Source organism: Nonomuraea guangzhouensis, assembly GCF_019396345.1.
GTDB lineage: Bacteria > Actinomycetota > Actinomycetes > Streptosporangiales > Streptosporangiaceae > Nonomuraea > Nonomuraea guangzhouensis.
Genome location: NZ_JAHKRM010000025.1, coordinates 20817 through 39530, shown reverse-complemented (window position 1 = coordinate 39530; position 18714 = coordinate 20817). Strand labels below are relative to the sequence as shown.

Here is an 18714-nt window from a genome sequence, read left to right as displayed (position 1 = left end):
GAAAGCCGGATGGCAGCTGGACGGCGGGTTCTCGGCGTCGGGGAGCGGTCTCATCCGCTCGACCCGCTCAGCGCGCAGGAGATCGAGGACGTCAAGCGGATCATGGCGGATGACGGCGTGCTGGCCGTCACCGGCCGCGTGGCCTACCTCGGGATCGAGGAGCCCCCGAAGGAAGCCGTGCTAGGCGATGCTCCCACGGACCGGCGGGCTCGCGCCCTCGTGCTCGATCTGGCGACCGAGCAGGCCCAGGACGTCGTCGTCTCGATCACCGAGGGCCGGGTGGCGGAGCGCCGGCCGATCGACCCGGTCACCGACGGCCAGGTTCCCATGCTGGACGAGGAGCACGAGCTGGTCAGGCGGGTGCTCGGCGCCGACGCCGGGTGGGCCGAGGCGCTGGCCAGGCGCGGCCTGGACGACACCGCTCTGGTGTGGCTCGCCGCGCTGTCGGCGGGCAGCTACGGCCTGCCGGGCGAGGAGGGCAGGCGGATCGCCCGGGTCCTGGCCCACCTGCGGCCCACCGAGGAGAGCCTGCCCTGGGCGCACCCCATCGACGGCCTGGTGGCCTTCGTCGACCTGCTCAAGGGCGTGGTGATCGAGATCGTCGACACCGGCGCGCAGCCGATCCCCGCCGAGCCGGGCGACTACCACCTGGAGCGCGGGCACCGCACCACCCAGCGGCCCATCCACATCACCCAGCCGGACGGCCCCAGCTTCGGCATCGACGGCAACCTCGTCACCTGGGAGAAGTGGACCGTCCGTCTCGGCTACGACATGCGCGAGGGCCTGGTCCTGCACCAGATCGGCTTCGACGGCCGACCGATCGTCTACCGGGCGTCGGTGGCCGAGATGCTGGTGCCGTACGGGGACCCGAGCCCGATCCGGTTCTGGCAGAACTACTTCGACACCGGCGAATACCAGCTCGGCAAGCTGGCCAACTCACTGGAACTGGGTTGCGACTGCCTGGGCGAGATCACCTACTTCGACGTCACCGTCACCGGCGGCGACGGCTCGCCCCAGGTGCTGCAGAACGCGATCTGCATGCACGAGGAGGACTTCGGCGTGCTGTGGAAGCACACCGACCCGGCCAACGGCTCCCGCGAGACCCGCAGGCAGCGGCGGCTGGTCATCTCCTTCTTCGTCACCGTCGGCAACTACGACTACGGCTTCTACTGGTACCTCTACCTGGACGGCACCATCGAGCTGGAGGTCAAGGCCACCGGCATCGTGTTCACCGGGGCCTACGACGAGCGGGCCGCGCCGTACGGCTCTCAGGTGGCGCCGGGGCTGGCCGCGCCGTACCACCAGCACCTGTTCTCCGCGCGGCTGGACATGATGGTCGACGGCCCGGCCAACGCGGTGGAGGAGGTGGAGGTCGTACGGCTGCCCATGGACGAGGGCAACCCGTACGGCAACGCCTTCGGCCGCAAGGTCACCAGGCTGCGCACCGAGTCGGAGGGCCGGCGCGACGCCGACCTCGCCACGGGCCGGACCTGGCACGTGGTCAACCCGGCGGTGACCAACCGGCTGGGCGAGCCCGTCGGCTACGCGCTGTACCCCGAGGGGCTGCCCACCCTGCTCGCCCACGAGGACTCCTCGATCCGCGCCAGGGCGGAGTTCGCCACCAGCCATCTCTGGGTCACCAGGTACCATCCCCGGGAGCGGTATCCGGCCGGTGACCTGGTCAACCAGCATCCAGGTGGCGCCGGTCTGCCCGCGTACACGGCGGCGGACCGCGACATCGACGGCCAGGACATCGTGCTGTGGCACACGTTCGGGCTGACCCATTTCCCCCGTACCGAGGACTGGCCGATCATGCCCGTCGACACGTGCGGATTCACCCTGAAGCCCGCCGGGTTCTTCGACCGCAACCCCACGCTCGACGTCCCGCCGAGCAGCCAGGGCTCCTGTCACTAGAGATGAGGCGTCATGCGATACAGACTGGCCGGTAGCGTCGCGGCACTCGCGTTGGCCACCACCGCCACCGCCGCCTGCGGTGGCGGGACGGCGGCGGCCCCGCCGGGCACCGCCGCGACCGGCTCGACGGCCGCCCCCGGCTACCTGGCCGTGGCCGACGACAAGCTGCCCGCGGGCGGCGCGCTCAACGTCGCGGTGCACATCGACAGCGGCGCGGCGACCGGGCTGGACCCGCAGCTCGCCGACGTGGCCACCTCCTGGCAGCTCATGTCGCTGGTCTACGAGACGCTGGTCACCGTGGGGCCCGACTTCAGCCCGCAGCCGCGCCTGGCCGAGAGCTGGGACAACCCCACCCCGACCACGTACGTGTTCCACCTGCGCAAGGGTGTCGCCTTCTCCAACGGCAGGGAGATGACCGCCGACGACGTGGTAGGCAGCCTGAAGCGGCTGCTGGCCGCCAAGTCGGTGTGGCGGGGGCAGCTCGGCCCGGTCGAGAAGGTGGCCAAGGTCGACGCGGCCACGGTCAAGATCACGCTGAGCAAGCCGTACACGCCGTTCCTCGCGGCGCTCGCCAACGTGCCCGCCGCGATCCTGCCGATGAAGGAGATCGAGGCCAAGACGCTCGACCCGGCCAAGGAGATGCTCGGCACCGGGCCGTTCAAGGTGCAGGCGCACCGCCAGGACGTGTCCTGGAATTTCGCCCGTAACGATCATTACTGGGACAAGGGGAAGCCGGCCGCCGACAGCCTGACCGTCACGATCGCGCCCGAGGAGGCCGCCCGCGTGGCCGCCGTGCAGAACGGCAGCTCCGCCCTGGCCGCGCTGGGCAACGTCGACTCCGCCGCGATGCTGGCCGGAGCCGCGAACGTCAAGGTCGCCACCCAGGCCACCACCGACTTCTACTACCTGATGCTCAACTCCAAGAACCCCAAGTTCGCCGACCCCCGGGTCCGCCAGGCCCTGAACATGGCCCTGGACCGCAAGCAGATGGCCGAAGTGGCGCTCGGCGGCCAGGGCAAGCCCACCGGCGTCACGCCCGCCGGCCTGCCCGGCGCCTGCGACCCGGCCGCGCTGCCCTCGGCCACCGCGGGCGGCGCCGCGAAGGCCAAGGAACTGCTGGCCCAGGCGGGCATCGCGAACCTGTCGTTCACGCTCAGCATCTACTCCACCGAGCCGGCCCCCGCCGTCGCCCAGGTGATCCAGCAGAACCTCCAGCAGGCCGGCGTCACCGTCAAGATCGAGCAGATGGACGAGGCGAGCTGGGCGGGCAAGGTGTACGGCAAGGTGCCCGCGACGTTCGACGCCGCCCTGTCGTGGTTCGCCGGGTACGCCGACCCCGGCATGGTCACCACCTGGTGGAACCCCGACGTCGCCGGCTTCAACGCAGGCTTCATGCAGGCCGACAAGGACCTCAACCAGCTGATCGCCACCGCGGCCGAGGCCCCGGCGGGCGCGGCGCGCGACAAGGCGCTGGCCGAGGTGTGCGCCAAGGTGGACACCGACGCGCAGATGATCCCGCTGGTCACCCGCCCGGCCACGGTCGCCTACCGCGCCGACGCGGTCAGCCCGAGCCTGTACGCCACCGAGGGCTACGGCAACCTGCTGCGGCTGGTCGCCGACGCCCGGGTCAAGAAGGGCTGACGATGCGGCTCCTGCTGTGGTGGGCGGGCCGGGCGCTGAGCTCGGCCGTCACCCTCCTCGGCATCTCCGTCCTGATCTTCGCCGCGCTCCGGCTGATGCCGGGCGGGTTCGCCGAGACGATCCTGGGCCCGTTCGCCACGCCCGAGCAGAAGGCCGAACTGGCCGCCAGGTACGGGCTCGACCAGTCGGTGTTCGCGCAGTACGGGCACTGGATGGCCGCGATCGGCACCGGAGACTTCGGCACCTCGATGATCAGCAGGCAGCCGGTCGCGGCCGAGCTGTGGGCCCGGCTTCCGGTGACCGCCCAGCTCACCCTGCTCGCCGTCGGCGCCGCCCTCCTGGTGGGGGTGCCGCTCGGCGTGCTGACCGCGCTGCGCGCCCGCCCGGGCGGCGGCGGCGCCGCCGGGCGGCTGCTGAGCGGGCTGGGGGTGAGCGTCCCCGAGTTCGCGCTGGGCAGCCTGGTGGTGTTCGTGGTCTCCCGGTACGGCCTGCAGACCAGCGGCTACCTGCTGCCCGCCGCGGTGCTGTCGATCTTCGCCATCTCGGCGACGGCCAGGACGACCCGTGACGCCGTGCTGAACGTGCTGGTCGAGCCGCACGTCACGGCCGCCGTCGCCCGGGGCGAGACGCCGTGGTTCATCGTCAGGCACCACATCCTGCGCAACGCCGCGGGGCCCGTGCTGACGCTCACCGCGACGATCACCGCCTACCTCCTGGGTGGGGCGCTGATCGTGGAGTACCTGTTCAACCTGCCGGGCATCGGCTCGTACGTCGTCCAGGCGGTCGGACGCAGGGACTACGCGGTCGTACAGGCGGGTGTGCTGCTGGCGGCCACCGTGTTCATCGTCATGAACGTCCTGATCGACCTGCTCGTCGGGCTGGTCGACCCGAGGCTCGGGAGGCGCGCGTGAACAGACCCGGACAGACGCGGGTCAAAGAGAGGCGGCTTGATCCGCTGTCACTGACCGGGCTGGGCTGCCTGCTGCTGCTCGTCCTGGTCGCGCTCGGCTCGCTGGTGCACGCCGGCGGCGACCCCGACGCGATCGTCGGGCCGCGCTTGCGGCCGCCGGGGCCGGGCTGGTGGCTGGGCACCGACAACCTGGGGCGCTCGATGCTGCCGCGCGTCATGGAGGGCGTCGGCACCACGCTGCTGCTCTCCTCGGCCGCCGTCCTGGTGACCGCCGCGCTCAGCGCGGGCTTCGGCATCCTGGCCGGATACCGCGGCGGCTACCTGAACGAGCTGGTCATGCGGGTGGTGGAGCTGCTCTACTCCTTCCCCGCCATCGTCCTGGCGATCCTGGTGGCGGCCGTCGCCGGACCCGGCCAGCTCGCGGCGGTGGCCAGCATCGTGCTGGTCACCATCCCGCTGATGATCCGGCTGGTACGAGCCGCCGCCGTCGCCGTGGCCGAACGCGACTACGTGACCGCCGCGGCCATCAGCGGCGCGGGACTGCCCCGGATCCTCGGCCGCCACATCCTGCCGAACGTGGCCGGCACCATCGCGGTGCAGGGCACCTACGCGTTGTCGGTCGGCATCTCGGTCGAAGGCGGTCTGAGCTTCCTCGGCTTCGGCGTGCAGCCGCCGCAGGCGTCGCTCGGGGTGCTGATCCGCCAGGGCGGCACCTACATGATGGCGGCCCCCTGGCTGATCATCGGGCCCGGCGTGGTGCTGGTGCTCGCCATCCTGTCCATCAACGTGCTGGGCGACGGGCTGCGCGACCGGTTCGAGCCGAGGGAGACGAGGGCACTGATATGAGCGCGCTGCTCGAAGTGGACGGCCTGGCGGTCGACTACGGAACGGCCCGCGCCCTCGACGGCGCCGACCTGCGGGTGGCGGCGGGCGAGGCCGTCGGGGTCGTGGGCGAGAGCGGGTCCGGCAAGTCCACGCTCGGCGCGGCGATCGGCCGCCTGCTGCCCCGGCAGGCGGTGGTCTCCGCGGGCACGGTCCGCGTGGCCGGTGAGCCGGTGCTGGACCTGCCGCCCGCCGCGCTGCGGCGGCTGCGCCGGCAGCGGCTCGGCTTCGTCTTCCAGGACCCGATCGCCTCCCTCGACCCGACCATGCGGGTCGGCAACCAGCTCAAGCTCGTCCTGCGAGAACAGAGCCGCGACGGGGAGGTGGCCTTCCACCTGGGGCGGGTCAAGCTCGACGACCCGCGCGTGGCGGCCGCCTACCCCCACCAGCTGTCCGGCGGCATGGCCCAGCGGGTGGCGATCGCGCTGGCCATGGCCGCCTCACCCGAGCTGCTGGTCGCCGACGAGCCGACCGCCTCGCTCGACAGCCAGGTACGCGAGGAGGTGCTGAACGTGGTGTTCTCGCTGGCCCGCGAGGCGGGCACGAGCATCGTCTGGCTCAGCCACGACCTGCCCGCCGTCGCCCGCAGATGTGACCGCGTGGCGGTCATGTACGCCGGCCGCGTCGTGGAGAGCGGCCCCGCCGCCGAGGTGCTCGGCAACCCCGTCCACCCCTACACCGCCGCCCTGGCCAGATCGGCCCCCGCCACGGCCACCCCCGGGGTACGGCTGGAGCCGGTGCCCGGCCGCCCCCCGGTCCTGACCGGCCCCTCGGCCGGCTGCGCGTTCGCGCCCCGCTGCCCCTTCGCCGAGGACCGCTGCACCACCGAGCGCCCCGAACCGGTCCGCGTCGGCGCCCAGGACGTGCTCTGCCACCGGGCCGCCGAGCTGGAGGTGATCGTGTGATCCTCGATCTCACCGACGTCACGGTGTCCTTCACCACGGGCCCGCCGCTGCGCCGTACCCGGCTGGACGCCATGCGCGGGGTCTCACTCTCCGTCGCCGAGGGCGAGACGCTCGGCCTGGTGGGCGAGTCGGGCTCGGGCAAGACGACCACCAGCCGGGTGGCGCTCGGGTTGCAGCGGCCCACCTCCGGCACGGTCAGGTTCGACGGCCGCCCCTTCCCCCGGCGGCGCAAGGACCTGGCCGGGCGGATGCAGGCCGTGCTCCAGCACCCGCACTGGTCGCTGAACCCGAGGATGCGCATCGGCCAGAGCGTCGCCGAGCCGCTGAACGTACTCGGGAAAGCCGCCGGTGAGCGAGTCCCCGAGGCGCTCGAACAGGTCGGCCTGGAGGCCGGCTTCGCCGACCGCTACCCGCACGAACTGTCCGGCGGCCAGCGGCAGCGGGTGTCCATCGCCCGCGCGCTGATCACCCGGCCGAGCTTCATCGTCTTCGACGAGGCCGTCAGCGCCCTGGACGTCTCCGTCCAGGTGCAGATACTCAACCTGCTCAAGGACCTGCAGGCGGAGTACGGCTTCGCCGCGCTGTTCATCTCCCACGACCTCGGCGCCGTCCGCTACGTGGCCGACCGGATCGCCGTCATGCGCGGCGGCGAGGTCGTCGAGACCGCCGACGCGGTCACCTTCTACACCGCACCCGAACATCCGTACTCGCGACAACTCCTGGAGTCCCTGTGACCCTCGCTCCCGTGTCGGCCTTCGCCGCCGGCGTGCCCGGTAACTCCGACCTCACGCTGACCCCGCAGCCCAGCCCGGGACGCGGCTCGGTCGCGTTCGACCTGCCCGGCGTGTACGTCGGCACCGCGGAGTACGGCGAGGGCCCCACCGGCTGCACCGTCGTGCACGTCCCCGCGGGCGCGCGGACCGCCGTGGACGCCCGCGGCGGGGCGGTCGGCTTGAGCGGCGGCTACGACTACAACCACGCCATCTGCCTGACGGGCGGCTCGGTGTACGGGATGTCGGCGATCGCCGGGGTGAGCGAGGAACTGCTGGCCCGCCGGAGCAACCGCACCAAGTGGGATGAGCTGCAACTCGTCTCTGGCGCGGTGATCTACGACTTCTCCACGCGGGACAACGCCGTCCACCCCGACGGGCAACTGGGCCGCGCCGCGCTGCGCGCCGCCGTCGAGGGCGAGTTCCCCGTGGGCAGGTGCGGGGCCGGCCGCAGCGCCAGCGCGGGCAAGGTCGAGTTCGCCAGAGCCGAGTTCGCCGGGCAGGGCGCCGCCTTCGGCACCTTCGGGGCGGTCAAGGTCCTGGTGGCGACGGTGGTCAACTCCGTCGGCGTGGTCGTCGGCCGCGACGGGACGATCCTGCGCGGCAACTACCACGCCGACGAGGACGCCAGACGCCACCCGAGCGTGGACTACGCGATCGCCTCGGACACCCCCGCCGTCATGGGCAACACCACGCTGACGGTCCTGGTCACGAACGTACGGCTGGCCGACGTCGAGCTCACCCAGCTCAGCCGCCAGGTGCACGGCTCGATGCACCGGGGCATCCAGCCGTTCCACACCCAGAACGACGGCGACGTGCTGTTCGCGCTGACCACCGACGAGGTGGAGCTGGGCGGGCTCAAGCCGGCCGGACTGGGCGCGCTGGCATCGGAGATCGCCTGGGACGCCATCCTGAGCAGCGTGGAGTAGGGGGAAATGTATAGCTTCCCCCGTTTCGCCGCACCAGGTCCCGCGCACGTGGCGCGGCTGGTGCGGGAGAACCCGTTCGCGCTGGTGATCACCGCGACCGGCGGCGTCCCCGTGGCCACCCACGTGCCCGTCATCGTCGAGAGCGGCGGCGAGCCCACGTTCGTGGGCGCGACGCTGCTCGGCCACATGGCCAAGGTCAACCCGCAGTGGCACGCCTGGGACCTGCGGCGGACCGAGGCGCTCGTGGTCTTCTCCGCCGCGCACGGCTACGTCTCGCCGACGAGCTACGCGGTCGATCCCGCCGTACCGACGTGGGACTACGCGGCCGTCCATCTGACCGGCCTGATCGAGCCGCACCCCGACCCCTTGGACGTCGTGCGGCGCACGGTGGCGGCGATGGAGTCGGCGCGGATGCCGAGCTGGCGGCCCAGCCCGGCCTCGGAGGAGGTCTTCGCCCGGATCGTGTCCGGCGTGGCGGCCTTCCGCGTACGGGTCACGGCCGAGCAGAGCGTGTTCAAGCTGAGCCAGGACAAGGACGACGAGCAGCGCCACCGGGTCCACCGCGACGCGGGCGCCGCCGTCGCGGCACTGATGGACAAGGTGGACCCGAGATGACGTTTCCCTCCTATACCTCCTCCTGCCTCGACGCGGCCGGACGCGGCAGGCAGTTCGGCGCCCGGTGGCGTCAGGCCGTACACGCCAATCTCGACGGCTATCTGCGGCTGTTCGAGGTGAGCGGCGCGCACGACGGGCGGGTCAGGGAGCTGGGCGAGCAGGCGCTCGACAGCACGGCCGCGTGGGCGCCGGAGCTCGCCGAGGAGATCGGCGGCATCGCGGCGGGGTGCGGACTGGAGCCCTGGCAGGTCGCCGTGGTCAACGCGCGCACCGAGATCCTGGCCGCGCTGCGCCACGACGGGGAGGGCGAGTGCTCCACCGCCGTCGTGCTCGGCGGCGGGTTGCCGCCGCGCACGACGCAGACCTGGGACTGGCACGACCACCTGCGCGACGCGCCGCTGCTGTGGGCGTACGAGCCGCGCGAGGGACACCAGGTGCGGACCTTCACCGAGTTCGGGGTGCTGGCCAAGATCGGCGTGAACAGCGCGGGACTGGGCGCGCACTTCAACATCCTGCGCCACGAGTCGGACCACGCGCACCCCGGCGTGCCCGTGCACGTGGTCGCCCGCCGGATCCTGGACGAGGCGGCCACCCTGGAGCAGGCCACCGAGATAGCCAGGTCGGCCAGGACGTCGGCGTCCACCGTGATCACCGTGGTCACCCTGGAGGGGGCCAGGTCGCTGGAGATCTGCCCGGACGGCGTCGCGGTCGTCGAGGCGGACACCAACGGCGTCCTGCTGCACGCCAACCACTTCCTGGACGGCGCGCTGAGCGCGGGGGAGCGGCTGGGCACCGAGCGGCCGGGCACCTACGCCAGACTCGAACACCTTGAGGAGCGGACCGGCGAGCTGGGCGACCCGGACGCCACGGCCAGGGCGCGGGCGATGACCAGCCACGGGCCGGTGGCGCCGGTCTGCGCGCACGCCGACCCCGCGCTGCCGCTCGACCAGCGCTGGGAGACGCTCGCGGTGATCAGCCTGGACGTGGCCGCGGCCGAGATGCAGGTGCACCAGGGCAGGCTCTGCCAGGTCACCGACGCGACCTGGCAGACCTTCTGAGCCCGTCAGTGGAACGCGGGCACCCCGGTCAGCGCCTTGCCCACCACCAGCGTGTGGATCTCCGAGGTGCCCTCGTAGGTCAGCACGGACTCCAGGTTGACCGCGTGCCTGATCACCGGGTACTCCAGGGTGATGCCGCTCGCGCCGAGCAGCGTGCGGCACGTCCTGGCGATGTCGATCGCCTCGCGCACGTTGTTCAGCTTGCCGACGCTCACCTGCTCGGGGGTCAGCTCGCCCCGCTCCTTCAGCCGCCCGAGATGCACCGCCAGCAGCAGCCCCTTGCCCAGCTCCAGCGTCATGTCGGCGAGCTTCTCCTGGGTGAGCTGGAAGGAGGCGAGCGGCCGGGCGAAGATCTCCCGCTCGGCCGCGTAGGCGAGCGCCGTCTCCAGGCAGTCGAGCGCCGCGCCCATCGCGCCGAACACGATGCCGAACCGCGCCTCGTTCAGGCAGCCGAGGGGCCCGGACAGGCCGCGGGCGCCGGGCAGCATCGCCTCCTGCGGGAGCCGCACGCCGTCCAGCACCAGCTCGCTCGTCACGCTCGCGCGCAGGGAGACCTTCCGCTTCAGATCGTGTACGGCGAAGCCGGGCGTGCCCGCGGGCACCAGGAAGCCGCGGATGCCCTCCTCGGCCCGCGCCCAGACCACGGCCACGTCGGACACCGAGCCGTTGGTGATCCACATCTTGGTGCCGTTCAGCACCCAGTCGGAGCCGTCGCGCTTGGCGGTCGTCCGCATGCCCGCCGGGTCGGAGCCGAAGTCGGGCTCGGTGAGGCCGAAGCAGCCGATGCGTTCACCGGCCGCCATCGCGGGCAGCCACTCCTGCTTCTGCTCCTCGCTGCCGTACTTCCAGATCGCGTACATGGCCAGCGAACCCTGCACCGAGACCAGGCTGCGCAGGCCGGAGTCCGCCCCCTCCAGCTCCAGGCAGGCCAGGCCGTAGGCGACGGCGCCCAGGCCAGCGCAGCCGTACCCGTCGAGGTGCATGCCGAGGACGCCGACGGACCCGAGCGAGCGGGCCAGCTCGCGGGCGGGCAGCGTGCCCGCCTCGAACCAGTCCGCGACGTACGGCCGGATCTCCCGGTCGCACACCTGGCGGACGGCCTGGCGGATGTCGCGCTCCTCGTCGGTGAGCAGACCGTCGATGGCGAAGAGGGCGGAGGGGTGCATGTCCACGCTCCCTTGTATTTTGGATCCAATATTGATTATCCAATATGGCACAGTTAAGGTGCGTTGACCATGGACATCCTGAACCTCGTAGACGGCCGCTGGATCGAGGGATCCGGCGCGGAGTTCACCGACACCAACCCCGCCCGGCCGGAAGAGGTCGTCGCCCGCGGCCACGCCGCCTCGTCCGAGCAGGTGGAGCAGGCGATCCGGGCGGCCCGTGACGCCGCCCCCGGCTGGCGGGCCACCCCGCACCACGAACGCGCGGCCGTGCTCGCCGCGGCCGCCGCCCTGATCGACGCCGCCGCCGAGGAGTGGGGCCGCGAGCTGAGCCGCGAAGAGGGCAAGACCCTGCCCGAAGGCGTGGCGGAGGTACGCGGCGCGGCCAGGATCCTGCGTTACTACGCCGCCGAGGCCGACCGGGAGAGCGGCGAGATCTACGCCTCCCCGCGCCGCGGCGAGAACCTGCTCGTCATGCGCAAGCCGGTCGGCGTGGCCGGGGTGATCACCCCGTTCAACTTCCCGATCGCGATCCCCGCCTGGAAGCTGGCGCCCGCCCTCACCTACGGCAACACGGTCGTGTGGAAGCCGTCCTCACTCGTCCCGCTGCTCGCCGCCCGCCTGGCCGGCGCGCTCGTCGAGGCGGGCCTGCCCGCGGGCGTGCTCAACCTCGTGTACGGCGAGGCCGACGCGGGCGCGGCGATCATCGGCCACCCCGGCGTGGACGTGGTCTCCTTCACCGGGTCCACCGAAGTCGGCCGGGCCGTCATCGCGCGCTGCGGCGAGCTGGCCAAGCCGGTGCAGACCGAGATGGGCGGCAAGAACGCCGCCGTCGTCCTGGCCGACGCCGACCTGGACCACGCGGCCGAGCAGGTGTGCGCGGGCGCCTTCCGGTCCACCGGCCAGAAGTGCACGGCCACCTCCCGGCTGGTCGTCGAGGAGTCCGTCGCCGACGAACTGCTGCGCAAGGTGGCCGCCAAGGCGGCGGAACTCGTCGTCGGCGACCCGCTCGGCGCCGGGGTGGACATGGGCCCGCTGGTCAGCGCCGCGGCCAGGGACCGGGTGTCGGCGGGCGTGCGCGACGCGCTCGGGCAGGGCGCCACCGTGCTAGCGGGCGCCCGGCCGTACACCGAGGGCGACCTCGCGGCCGGCTGGTTCACGCCGCCGACCGTGCTCGCGCTGCCGGGCACCGACGTGGACGTGTGGAGCAGGGAGCTGTTCGGCCCCGTCGTGGGCGCCGTGCGGGCCTCGGGCCCCGAGGAGGCGCTGCGGCTGGCCAACCGGAGCGAGCACGGCCTGTCGGCGGCGATCTTCACCAGAGACCTCGGCGCCGCCCTCCAAGCCGTCGAACACCTGGAGGTCGGCGTGCTGCACGTCAACTCCGAGTCGGCGGGCACGTTCCCCTGGGTGCCGTTCGGCGGGCGCAAGCTCAGCGGGTTCGGGCCCAGGGAGCAGGGGCGGGCGGCCCGCGAGTTCTTCACCCAGACCGTGACCGTCTACCTCGGTGCCCCGGCGTGAACGAGCGGAGCGAGCGAACCGGCGAGCACAGCAGCGGCGCGCTGTCCGGGCTGCTGGTCGCCGACTTCAGCCGGGTGCTGGCCGGCCCGTACGCGACCATGCTGCTGGCCGACCTCGGCGCCGACGTCGTCAAGGTGGAACGCCCCGGCGCCGGCGACGACACGCGCTCGTGGGGGCCGCCGCACGCCGGGGGAGTGGCCACCTACTTCCTGGCCGTCAACCGCAACAAGCGCTCGATCGCCCTCGACCTGCGCGACCCGGCCGACCTGGAGGTGGCCCGCGCGCTGGCCACCCGCGCCGACGTGCTCGTCGAGAACTTCAAGCCCGGCACCATGGACCGGCTGGGCCTGGGCTACTCCTCCTTGAGCGCCACCAACCCCGGGCTGGTCTACTGCTCGATCACCGGGTTCGGCGCGGGCAACGGCGCGGACCTGCCCGGGTACGACCTGATCGCGCAGGCCGTCGGCGGGCTGATGAGTGTGACGGGCGAGCCGGACGGCCCCGGCACGAAGGCGGGCGTGGCCCTCGTCGACGTGATCACCGGGCTGCACGCGGGCCTCGGCGTCCTGGCCGCGCTCCGCCACCGCGACGCCACCGGTCAGGGCCAGCGCGTGTCGGTCTCGCTGCTGTCGTCGCTGCTGTCGGCCCTGACCAACCACGCCTCCGGGTACGCCGCCGCCGGGGTGGTGCCCAAGGCCATGGGGAACCGGCATCCGAGCATCGTGCCGTACGAGGTGTTCCAGGCCGCCGACCGGCCGATCGTCATCGCGGCCGGGAACGACCGGCAGTTCCGCGCCCTGTGCGAGGTACTGGGCCGGGCCGACTTGGCCGACGATCCCCGGTACGCCGCCAACACCGGCCGGGTCGCCTGCCGGGAGGAGCTCGTGGGCGAGCTCGACCGGGCGCTGGCGGCGCGTACGGCCGACGAGTGGTTCGCCGCGCTCACCCCGGCCGGGGTGCCGTGCGGGCCGATCAACACCTTGGACGCGGCGTTCGCGTTCGCCGCCGACCTGGGGCTGGAGCCACTGGCCGGCGATCAGGTGGCCAACCCCATCGGCCTCGGCGCGACACCGCCCGCGTACCGCCTCCCGCCCCCCTCGCTCGGGCAGGACGCGGACTGGGTCCGTGAGATATTGGGGCAATGACCTCGGTAGACGGGCACTCGGTAGAAGGGCACCGCAGGCCGCCCACGGCCCAGCAGTTCGTCCTGGAGGAGCTCAGGCGGGCGATCACCACGGGCCGCCTGCGCCCAGGCGACCCGATCAGGCAGGAGGCGCTGGCCGAGGAGTTCGACGTCAGCCGGGTCCCGTTGCGCGAGGCGCTGAAGACCCTGGAGGGCGAGGGGCTGGTCACGTACAAGGCGCACCGCGGCTACTGCGTGCAGCGGCTCTCGCTCGACGACCTGCGCGAGGTCTACCTGATCCGCGAACTGCTCGAGGCCGAGGCGGTCCGCCGCGCGGTCGAGCACCTCACCGACGCCGGCCTGGCGGCGGCCGAACGCGCGCAGGCCGAGGTCGAGCGGGCCGCGGCGGCGGGCGACGTGCTGGAGATGGCCGAGGCCAACCGCCGCTTCCACATGACGATCTTCGAGTGGTCGGCGCTGCCGCGACTGGTCCGGCTGATCCGGACGCTGTGGGACTCCACCGACGCCTACCGATCCCTGTACTACGGCGAGGAGCCCAACAGGCAGCGGGTCATCGAGGAGCACCGCGCCACACTCGACCTCCTGCGCCGCCGCGACGCCGAAGCAGTGGTGGCCGTGCTGGCCGCGCACCGCGCCCACGCGGTGACCGCCATAGAGGCTCAGCTGTCGCCTGGCACGGTCGGCTGACCGGCGGGTTCGGCGCGGCGGACTTCTCATCCGACGGTCGCCGGTTCGAATCCTGCAGGGCGCTTCTCCACCTGCGCAAACCCGCGCGGTGATCGCTGCCTGCGGCGGTGTGGGGCAGATGTGAGGCAAAGCTGAGTCACGCGTTCAGCTCTCGCGCGAGCGCCGATGCGGCGCTCAGCACCAGCCGGGCCGTCTCCTGCGCCGTGTCCGGGGCCACCGCCAGGCAGCTGGCGGCGCTCTTCGGCGGGCCCTCCACGACCTGGGCGTCGGGGTGCACCCGCTGCTGCGCCACCGTCAGCTCCGAGGCGTGCAGGTCGACGTCAGCCTTGTCTTGTCGGATCCGTATCCTCGCGTCCTTGGATGGCTACCGCTAGGGAGAAGATATCCCCGGCATTAGAAATACAGGCGCTATCGGTCTCGCGTCCCGAGGCTGGCCTGATCGGCGGCGGTACGGCCCGCCGCCCAGCCCTCCCGGTCCCAGGACGTGCGGATCGCGTGCGAGACCAGGTTCGGGAACATGCGCTCGACCGCCTGCTCCACCTCCTGTTCGCGGGCCGCCAGCACCGGCACCAGGTCGGTGCCCCGGCTGGCGCTCTCCTGCGCGACCGCATCCGCCGTGGCCTCGGCGAGCCGCTCCCCGATCCTGGAGGCGAACGCCGACAGGAACGACTGGCGGAACGTCTTGTTCCTCGACCGGCCGGTGCCGTGCTTCTTGGTGCCCGAGTTCACCAGCGCGGTCTGCGCCTGCACCAGCAGCGAGGTGAACAGCACCTCCACCCAGGACAGGTCCGCCCGGAACCCCAGCACGGTGGCGAACCCCAGCTCCTTCGACCAGATCACCCGGCACCTGTTGGCCTCGGCGATGAGGTTGAGCAGCACGGCCTTGGGCTGCTCGTACGGCGCGTCGATGCCGACCCGGATGCCCGCCGGGGCCGCACCCCCGCCTGGCTGTGCGTCCAGCATCGCCGCGTCGATGCTGTACTTCGCCATCAAGCTCTGCGCCGCCGACGTGAACGTCTCCGCCTCCGCCTCGTACGGCGTCGACTCCGCCTTGGCAAGCAGCGCCCGCACCCGCGCGAACGTCTTCTCGCTGACCGCGTGCGAGCGTGCCTGGACCGTACCGCGAGCGACCCCAGGCCGCGGGCTCAACGACTCCAGCCGCGGCAGCCCGGTCAGCAGCCCCAGCAGCTCCAGCGCACCGGAGACGGTCACCAGTCGGCCGGCCCCGTCGCGTGCCTGCCGCGCCGCCAGGTAGCCGCCCTTCCACCACACCGCGGCCTCCAGGCCGGCGAGTTGGTCGCGCCAGCGCTCATCCACCGTGGCCGGTGGGTAGGCCCGCATCTCCCAGGCGATGAGGTCAGCCGCCGCCCGCCCGTGCCAGTCGGTCAGCCGCCTGGCCGCGATCCTGACCACGTCGGCGGGCTGCCAGCCGTTCCGCCACAACCTCGAGATCGCCCGGGCCACCACCTCCACCAGCACGGGATCGGCGTCGTCCCGGTCGGCCAGGAAGGCGGCGGCGGAGTCGAAGGCTGCCTCATCCTCGCGGGCAAGGGCCTCCATCGCCGCGCCGATCAGCTCATCAGCCTTACTCACACGTGCCGTCCACCTTGAAGAAAGTCCGCCAGAACCTTACCGCGACGAAGCCTCGTCCCCTGCTCGCCGGCGCGGTGGAAGGCGGCGAGGTCCGCGCCCTGCACGAGGCGGGCGCCACCTACGAAGAAATCGCCGGGGCGGCACCCGCCTGGGGCTCCGCGGTGTCAGCAGAACGCGAGGGATCCGTCCGGCCGGAGGGGAACCCGGCGTTCCCAGTGCACGTAGTCGTCCTCCGCCAGGGCGTCCTCGTCGATGGTGATCCCCCAGCCGGGCCGGTCGGGCCGCAGCTCCAGGTGCCCGTCGACCGGCACGTACGGGTCCGGGCACCACCTTGTCGTCTCCGGCTTGTACTCCAGGATCGAGAAGTTGCTGCAGGCCGCGGCGAAGTGCACGTTGTGCGCGGTGGCCAGTGGCCCCATCGGGTTGTGGGGCGCCACCATGGTGTTGAAGGTCTCGGCGATGGTCGCGATGCGCCGCATCTGGGACATGCCGCCCACCACGCAGATGTCCGGCTGGATGAGGTCGGCGCCCCCGTGGGTGAGCAGGTTCAGGAACTCGTGGGGAGAGTACAGGCTCTCCCCGGTGGCCAGGGGCACCCGCAACTGCCGGCGCAGGTAGCCCCAGGAGGCGAAGTGCTCCGGGCGGATCGGCTCCTCCAGGAAGAGCGGGTCCATCGGCGCCAGGGCGTCGCCGAGCTGAACCACCTGGTAGGGCTCGAAGATCTTGGCGTGCGCGTCGAAGGCGAAGTCGAAGTCCTCCGGGCAACACCGCCTGACCTCCTGAGCCCATTCCGCCGCCTCGGCGACGACGAGGCCCCAGCGTCTGGCGTGCAGGTCCGTACGGAACGGGCTCAGCTTGAAGGCGGTGAATCCGTGGCGCTCGTGCAGCTCGGTGGTCTGGCGGCGGCACTCGTCGGGGTCGGGCGCGGAGTAGAGCCCGCAGTAGACGCGCACCCGATCCCGTACGGCGCCACCGAGCACCTGGTAGACCGGCACGCCGAGCGCCTTGGCGGTGATGTCCCACAGCGCGTGGTCGATGGCGGCGATCGCCGCCAGCCCGAGCGCCCCCTGCGGGAACCTGGCGCTGCGGAGCAGGAGCTGGGACACGTATTCCACGCGCCGTGGGTCCGCACCCCTGATCTGCCCGCCGAGGTAGTCGAGCAGGGGGCCGAGCGCCAGGTCGGGGCCGTGGTTGTAGGCCTCGCCCCAGCCGCTGACGCCCTCGTCTGTGTCGACGCGCACCAGCACCCGGGGACGCTCGCCGACGCGCTGCACGAACGAGCGGAGGCCGCTGATCCTCATGACGCCGCCGCGGGCAGGGGTCCGAGGTCGTCGGCCTTCGCCCACTCGGTGAGGATCCGTGAGACCTCCTGCCGTTCGCGTTCGCCGAGGACGGTGCTCGGCGCCCGGACCGCGCGGTCGCACAGGCCGAGCTGGTGCATCGCCTCCTTGACGACGCTGACGTTGTTGGCGCCGCCGTCGACCGCGCGCAGGTGCTCGAACCGCGCGATGTCGTGGAGCATCCGCTCCGCCGCCGGATAGCGCTCCTCGCGCAGGGCGTCCCTGAGCCGGAGCGAGAAGGCGGGGTTGACGTTGACCAGCCCGGAGGTGAAGCCCTCGGCCCCGTGGGCGGCGTAGGACAGCGCGTACGGTTCGGCCAGCCCGGCGATCCAGACGAACCGGTCGGGGCCTGTCTCCGCGCGTAGCTGCGCGAAACGGTTCACGTCCGTGACGGCGTACTTCAGGGCGATCACGTTGGGGCACAGGTCGCCCAGCCGCGTCAGCAGCCGGCCGTCGACCCAGGCGTTGCGCAGGTAGAGGACCAGGGCCAGGTCCGGCACCGCGTCGGCGATCTCCCTGTGGTAGTCGAGCCAGCCCTGGGCCGACACGTGCGGGTGCACCGGCTGGTGCACCATGACCATCCGGATGCCGTGCGCCGCCGCGTGGCGGGCCTCCTCGACGGCGGTGGCGACGTCGAGGCCGATCCCGGCCATGAGGTGCGCCTCTCCCCGCACGGCCGCCGCCGAGGCCGTGATCAGCTGAAGCCGCTCCTCGGCGCTCAGGGCGTAGAACTCGCCGGTGTTGCCGTTCGGGGTGAGCACGTTGACGCCCGCGTCGACCAGGCGGCGCAGCAGCGAACGGTACAGCGCGAGGTCGGGGACGCCGCCGGCGTAGGGCGTGACCGGGATGGCGACGACGTCGCGCAGGGCCCGGGAGAGCTCACCGAACCTCACGGCCGGCCTCCTTGATCTGCTGGAGCGCTCGCTCCTGGAACACGCTGATGTGCTGCAACACGAGCCGGGCCGCCTCGTCGGCCTGCCCGTTCAGTGCCGCCTCGAGAATCTGCCGGTGCTCTTCCGCCTCGTCCTCCCAGGAGGGGCGCTGGGACCAGACGTTGACGGAGATGAGGGCCGTCTGGTCGCGCAGCTGGTCGAGCACGCCGACCAGCACCTCGTTGTCGTAGTCGGCGTAGAGGGCGCGGTGGAAGTCGCGATTGGCGAGGCTGCGGGTCACCTCGTCCGTGGCCTCGTCCGCCTTGCGCAGGGCCTCGCGGGCGAGCCGGCCGCCGTCGCGTAGTCCCGCCTCGACGCTTCGCCGCACCGCGACCGGCTCGATCAGGCACCGGGCGTCGAACACGTTGCGGGTGAGGCGCTCGTCGACCTTGCGGACCGTCACCCCGGTGTATTCGCCGATGGTGACCAGGCCGGCGCCGCTGAGCGTCTTCAGTGCCTCGCGCACCGGAGTCTTGGAGACACCGAAACGGCTGGCGAGCTCCACCTCCACGAGGGCCCGCCCGGCCGGCAGCTCGCCGCTCAGAATGCCGCGACGCAGCGCTTCGAGGACGAGGGCCGTCCTGGAAGACGCTTTGATCACGCCCAACACTGTCTCACTCACCCGCGCTCCTTCACTTGTCGTCGATCACCATAATCGGCGCTCCGTCCGGCCGCCGAGGTGGGATCGGAGGGCACATGGCCCATTGTATGGA

18 protein-coding genes are annotated in these 18714 nt (G+C 72.3%); 12 read left to right on the top strand and 6 right to left on the bottom strand.

Annotated elements, in window-relative coordinates; all coding sequences use genetic code 11:
- Positions 1-9 precede the first annotated feature (9 nt).
- The 9 genes from KME78_RS42145 to KME78_RS42105 are packed head-to-tail and all read left to right on the top strand — an operon-like array spanning position 10 to position 9624.
- Positions 10-1914: a primary-amine oxidase gene (locus KME78_RS42145; RefSeq protein WP_219535132.1), complete on the top strand. Its 1905-nt coding sequence runs from the start codon at positions 10-12 to the stop codon at positions 1912-1914.
- 12 nt (positions 1915-1926) lie between these two features.
- Entirely contained in the window at positions 1927-3555 is a 1629-nt protein-coding gene (locus KME78_RS42140) for an ABC transporter substrate-binding protein (RefSeq protein ID WP_219535131.1), read from the top strand.
- 2 nt (positions 3556-3557) lie between these two features.
- Positions 3558-4466, top strand: coding sequence for an ABC transporter permease (locus tag KME78_RS42135; protein ID WP_219535130.1), 909 nt, complete (start codon positions 3558-3560; stop codon positions 4464-4466).
- Positions 4463-5311, top strand: a complete 849-nt coding sequence (locus tag KME78_RS65165; protein ID WP_219535129.1) for an ABC transporter permease — start codon at positions 4463-4465, stop codon at positions 5309-5311. Before KME78_RS42135 ends, KME78_RS65165 begins: the two co-directional genes overlap by 4 nt.
- On the top strand, positions 5308-6252 hold the full coding sequence (locus tag KME78_RS42125) for an ABC transporter ATP-binding protein (RefSeq protein WP_219535128.1): 945 nt from the start codon (positions 5308-5310) through the stop codon (positions 6250-6252). The genes KME78_RS65165 and KME78_RS42125 overlap by 4 nt, the downstream gene beginning before the upstream one ends.
- Positions 6249-6986 carry an ABC transporter ATP-binding protein gene (locus KME78_RS42120; protein WP_308127336.1) on the top strand — a complete coding sequence of 246 codons (738 nt, stop codon included), beginning with the start codon at positions 6249-6251 and terminating at the stop codon, positions 6984-6986. Before KME78_RS42125 ends, KME78_RS42120 begins: the two co-directional genes overlap by 4 nt.
- The gene (locus KME78_RS42115; RefSeq protein ID WP_219535127.1) at positions 6983-7951 is read left to right on the top strand and encodes a P1 family peptidase; all 969 of its coding nucleotides are present in this window, start codon (positions 6983-6985) and stop codon (positions 7949-7951) included. The genes KME78_RS42120 and KME78_RS42115 overlap by 4 nt, the downstream gene beginning before the upstream one ends.
- Before the next feature lie 6 nt (positions 7952-7957).
- Entirely contained in the window at positions 7958-8566 is a 609-nt protein-coding gene (locus KME78_RS42110; protein ID WP_219535126.1) for an FMN-binding negative transcriptional regulator, read from the top strand.
- The gene (locus KME78_RS42105) at positions 8563-9624 is read left to right on the top strand and encodes a C45 family autoproteolytic acyltransferase/hydrolase (protein ID WP_219535125.1); all 1062 of its coding nucleotides are present in this window, start codon (positions 8563-8565) and stop codon (positions 9622-9624) included. Before KME78_RS42110 ends, KME78_RS42105 begins: the two co-directional genes overlap by 4 nt.
- Before the next feature lie 5 nt (positions 9625-9629).
- Here KME78_RS42105 and KME78_RS42100 read toward each other — a convergent pair whose 3' ends face one another.
- Positions 9630-10790: an acyl-CoA dehydrogenase family protein gene (locus tag KME78_RS42100; RefSeq protein WP_219535124.1), complete on the bottom strand. Its 1161-nt coding sequence runs from the start codon at positions 10788-10790 to the stop codon at positions 9630-9632.
- A 69-nt stretch (positions 10791-10859) separates the two neighbouring features.
- Between KME78_RS42100 and KME78_RS42095 the strand changes: the two genes are divergently transcribed.
- Genes KME78_RS42095 through KME78_RS42085 form a run of 3 tightly spaced genes read left to right on the top strand, consistent with a single transcriptional unit; the run spans position 10860 to position 14136 of the window.
- Complete coding sequence (locus KME78_RS42095) at positions 10860-12305, top strand: aldehyde dehydrogenase family protein (protein WP_219535123.1); 1446 nt, start codon at positions 10860-10862, stop codon at positions 12303-12305.
- Positions 12302-13450: a CaiB/BaiF CoA transferase family protein gene (locus KME78_RS42090; protein WP_219535122.1), complete on the top strand. Its 1149-nt coding sequence runs from the start codon at positions 12302-12304 to the stop codon at positions 13448-13450. The genes KME78_RS42095 and KME78_RS42090 overlap by 4 nt, the downstream gene beginning before the upstream one ends.
- The gene (locus tag KME78_RS42085; protein ID WP_219535121.1) at positions 13447-14136 is read left to right on the top strand and encodes a GntR family transcriptional regulator; all 690 of its coding nucleotides are present in this window, start codon (positions 13447-13449) and stop codon (positions 14134-14136) included. The genes KME78_RS42090 and KME78_RS42085 overlap by 4 nt, the downstream gene beginning before the upstream one ends.
- 136 nt (positions 14137-14272) lie before the next feature.
- Here the strand turns inward: KME78_RS42085 and KME78_RS42080 are convergent, their stop codons facing one another.
- The 5 genes from KME78_RS42080 to KME78_RS42060 form a co-directional block, all read right to left on the bottom strand.
- The gene (locus KME78_RS42080) at positions 14273-14428 is read right to left on the bottom strand and encodes a hypothetical protein (RefSeq protein ID WP_219535120.1); all 156 of its coding nucleotides are present in this window, start codon (positions 14426-14428) and stop codon (positions 14273-14275) included.
- Positions 14429-14544: 116 nt separating this feature from the next.
- Positions 14545-15729, bottom strand: coding sequence for a DUF2786 domain-containing protein (locus KME78_RS42075; RefSeq protein WP_219535119.1), 1185 nt, complete (start codon positions 15727-15729; stop codon positions 14545-14547).
- Positions 15730-15893: 164 nt separating this feature from the next.
- On the bottom strand, positions 15894-17030 hold the full coding sequence (locus KME78_RS42070) for a mandelate racemase/muconate lactonizing enzyme family protein (RefSeq protein ID WP_219535118.1): 1137 nt from the start codon (positions 17028-17030) through the stop codon (positions 15894-15896).
- Positions 17027-17962, bottom strand: coding sequence for a dihydrodipicolinate synthase family protein (locus tag KME78_RS42065; protein ID WP_219535117.1), 936 nt, complete (start codon positions 17960-17962; stop codon positions 17027-17029). Before KME78_RS42065 ends, KME78_RS42070 begins: the two co-directional genes overlap by 4 nt.
- On the bottom strand, positions 17949-18623 hold the full coding sequence (locus tag KME78_RS42060) for a GntR family transcriptional regulator (RefSeq protein ID WP_219535116.1): 675 nt from the start codon (positions 18621-18623) through the stop codon (positions 17949-17951). Before KME78_RS42060 ends, KME78_RS42065 begins: the two co-directional genes overlap by 14 nt.
- Positions 18624-18714 lie beyond the last annotated feature (91 nt).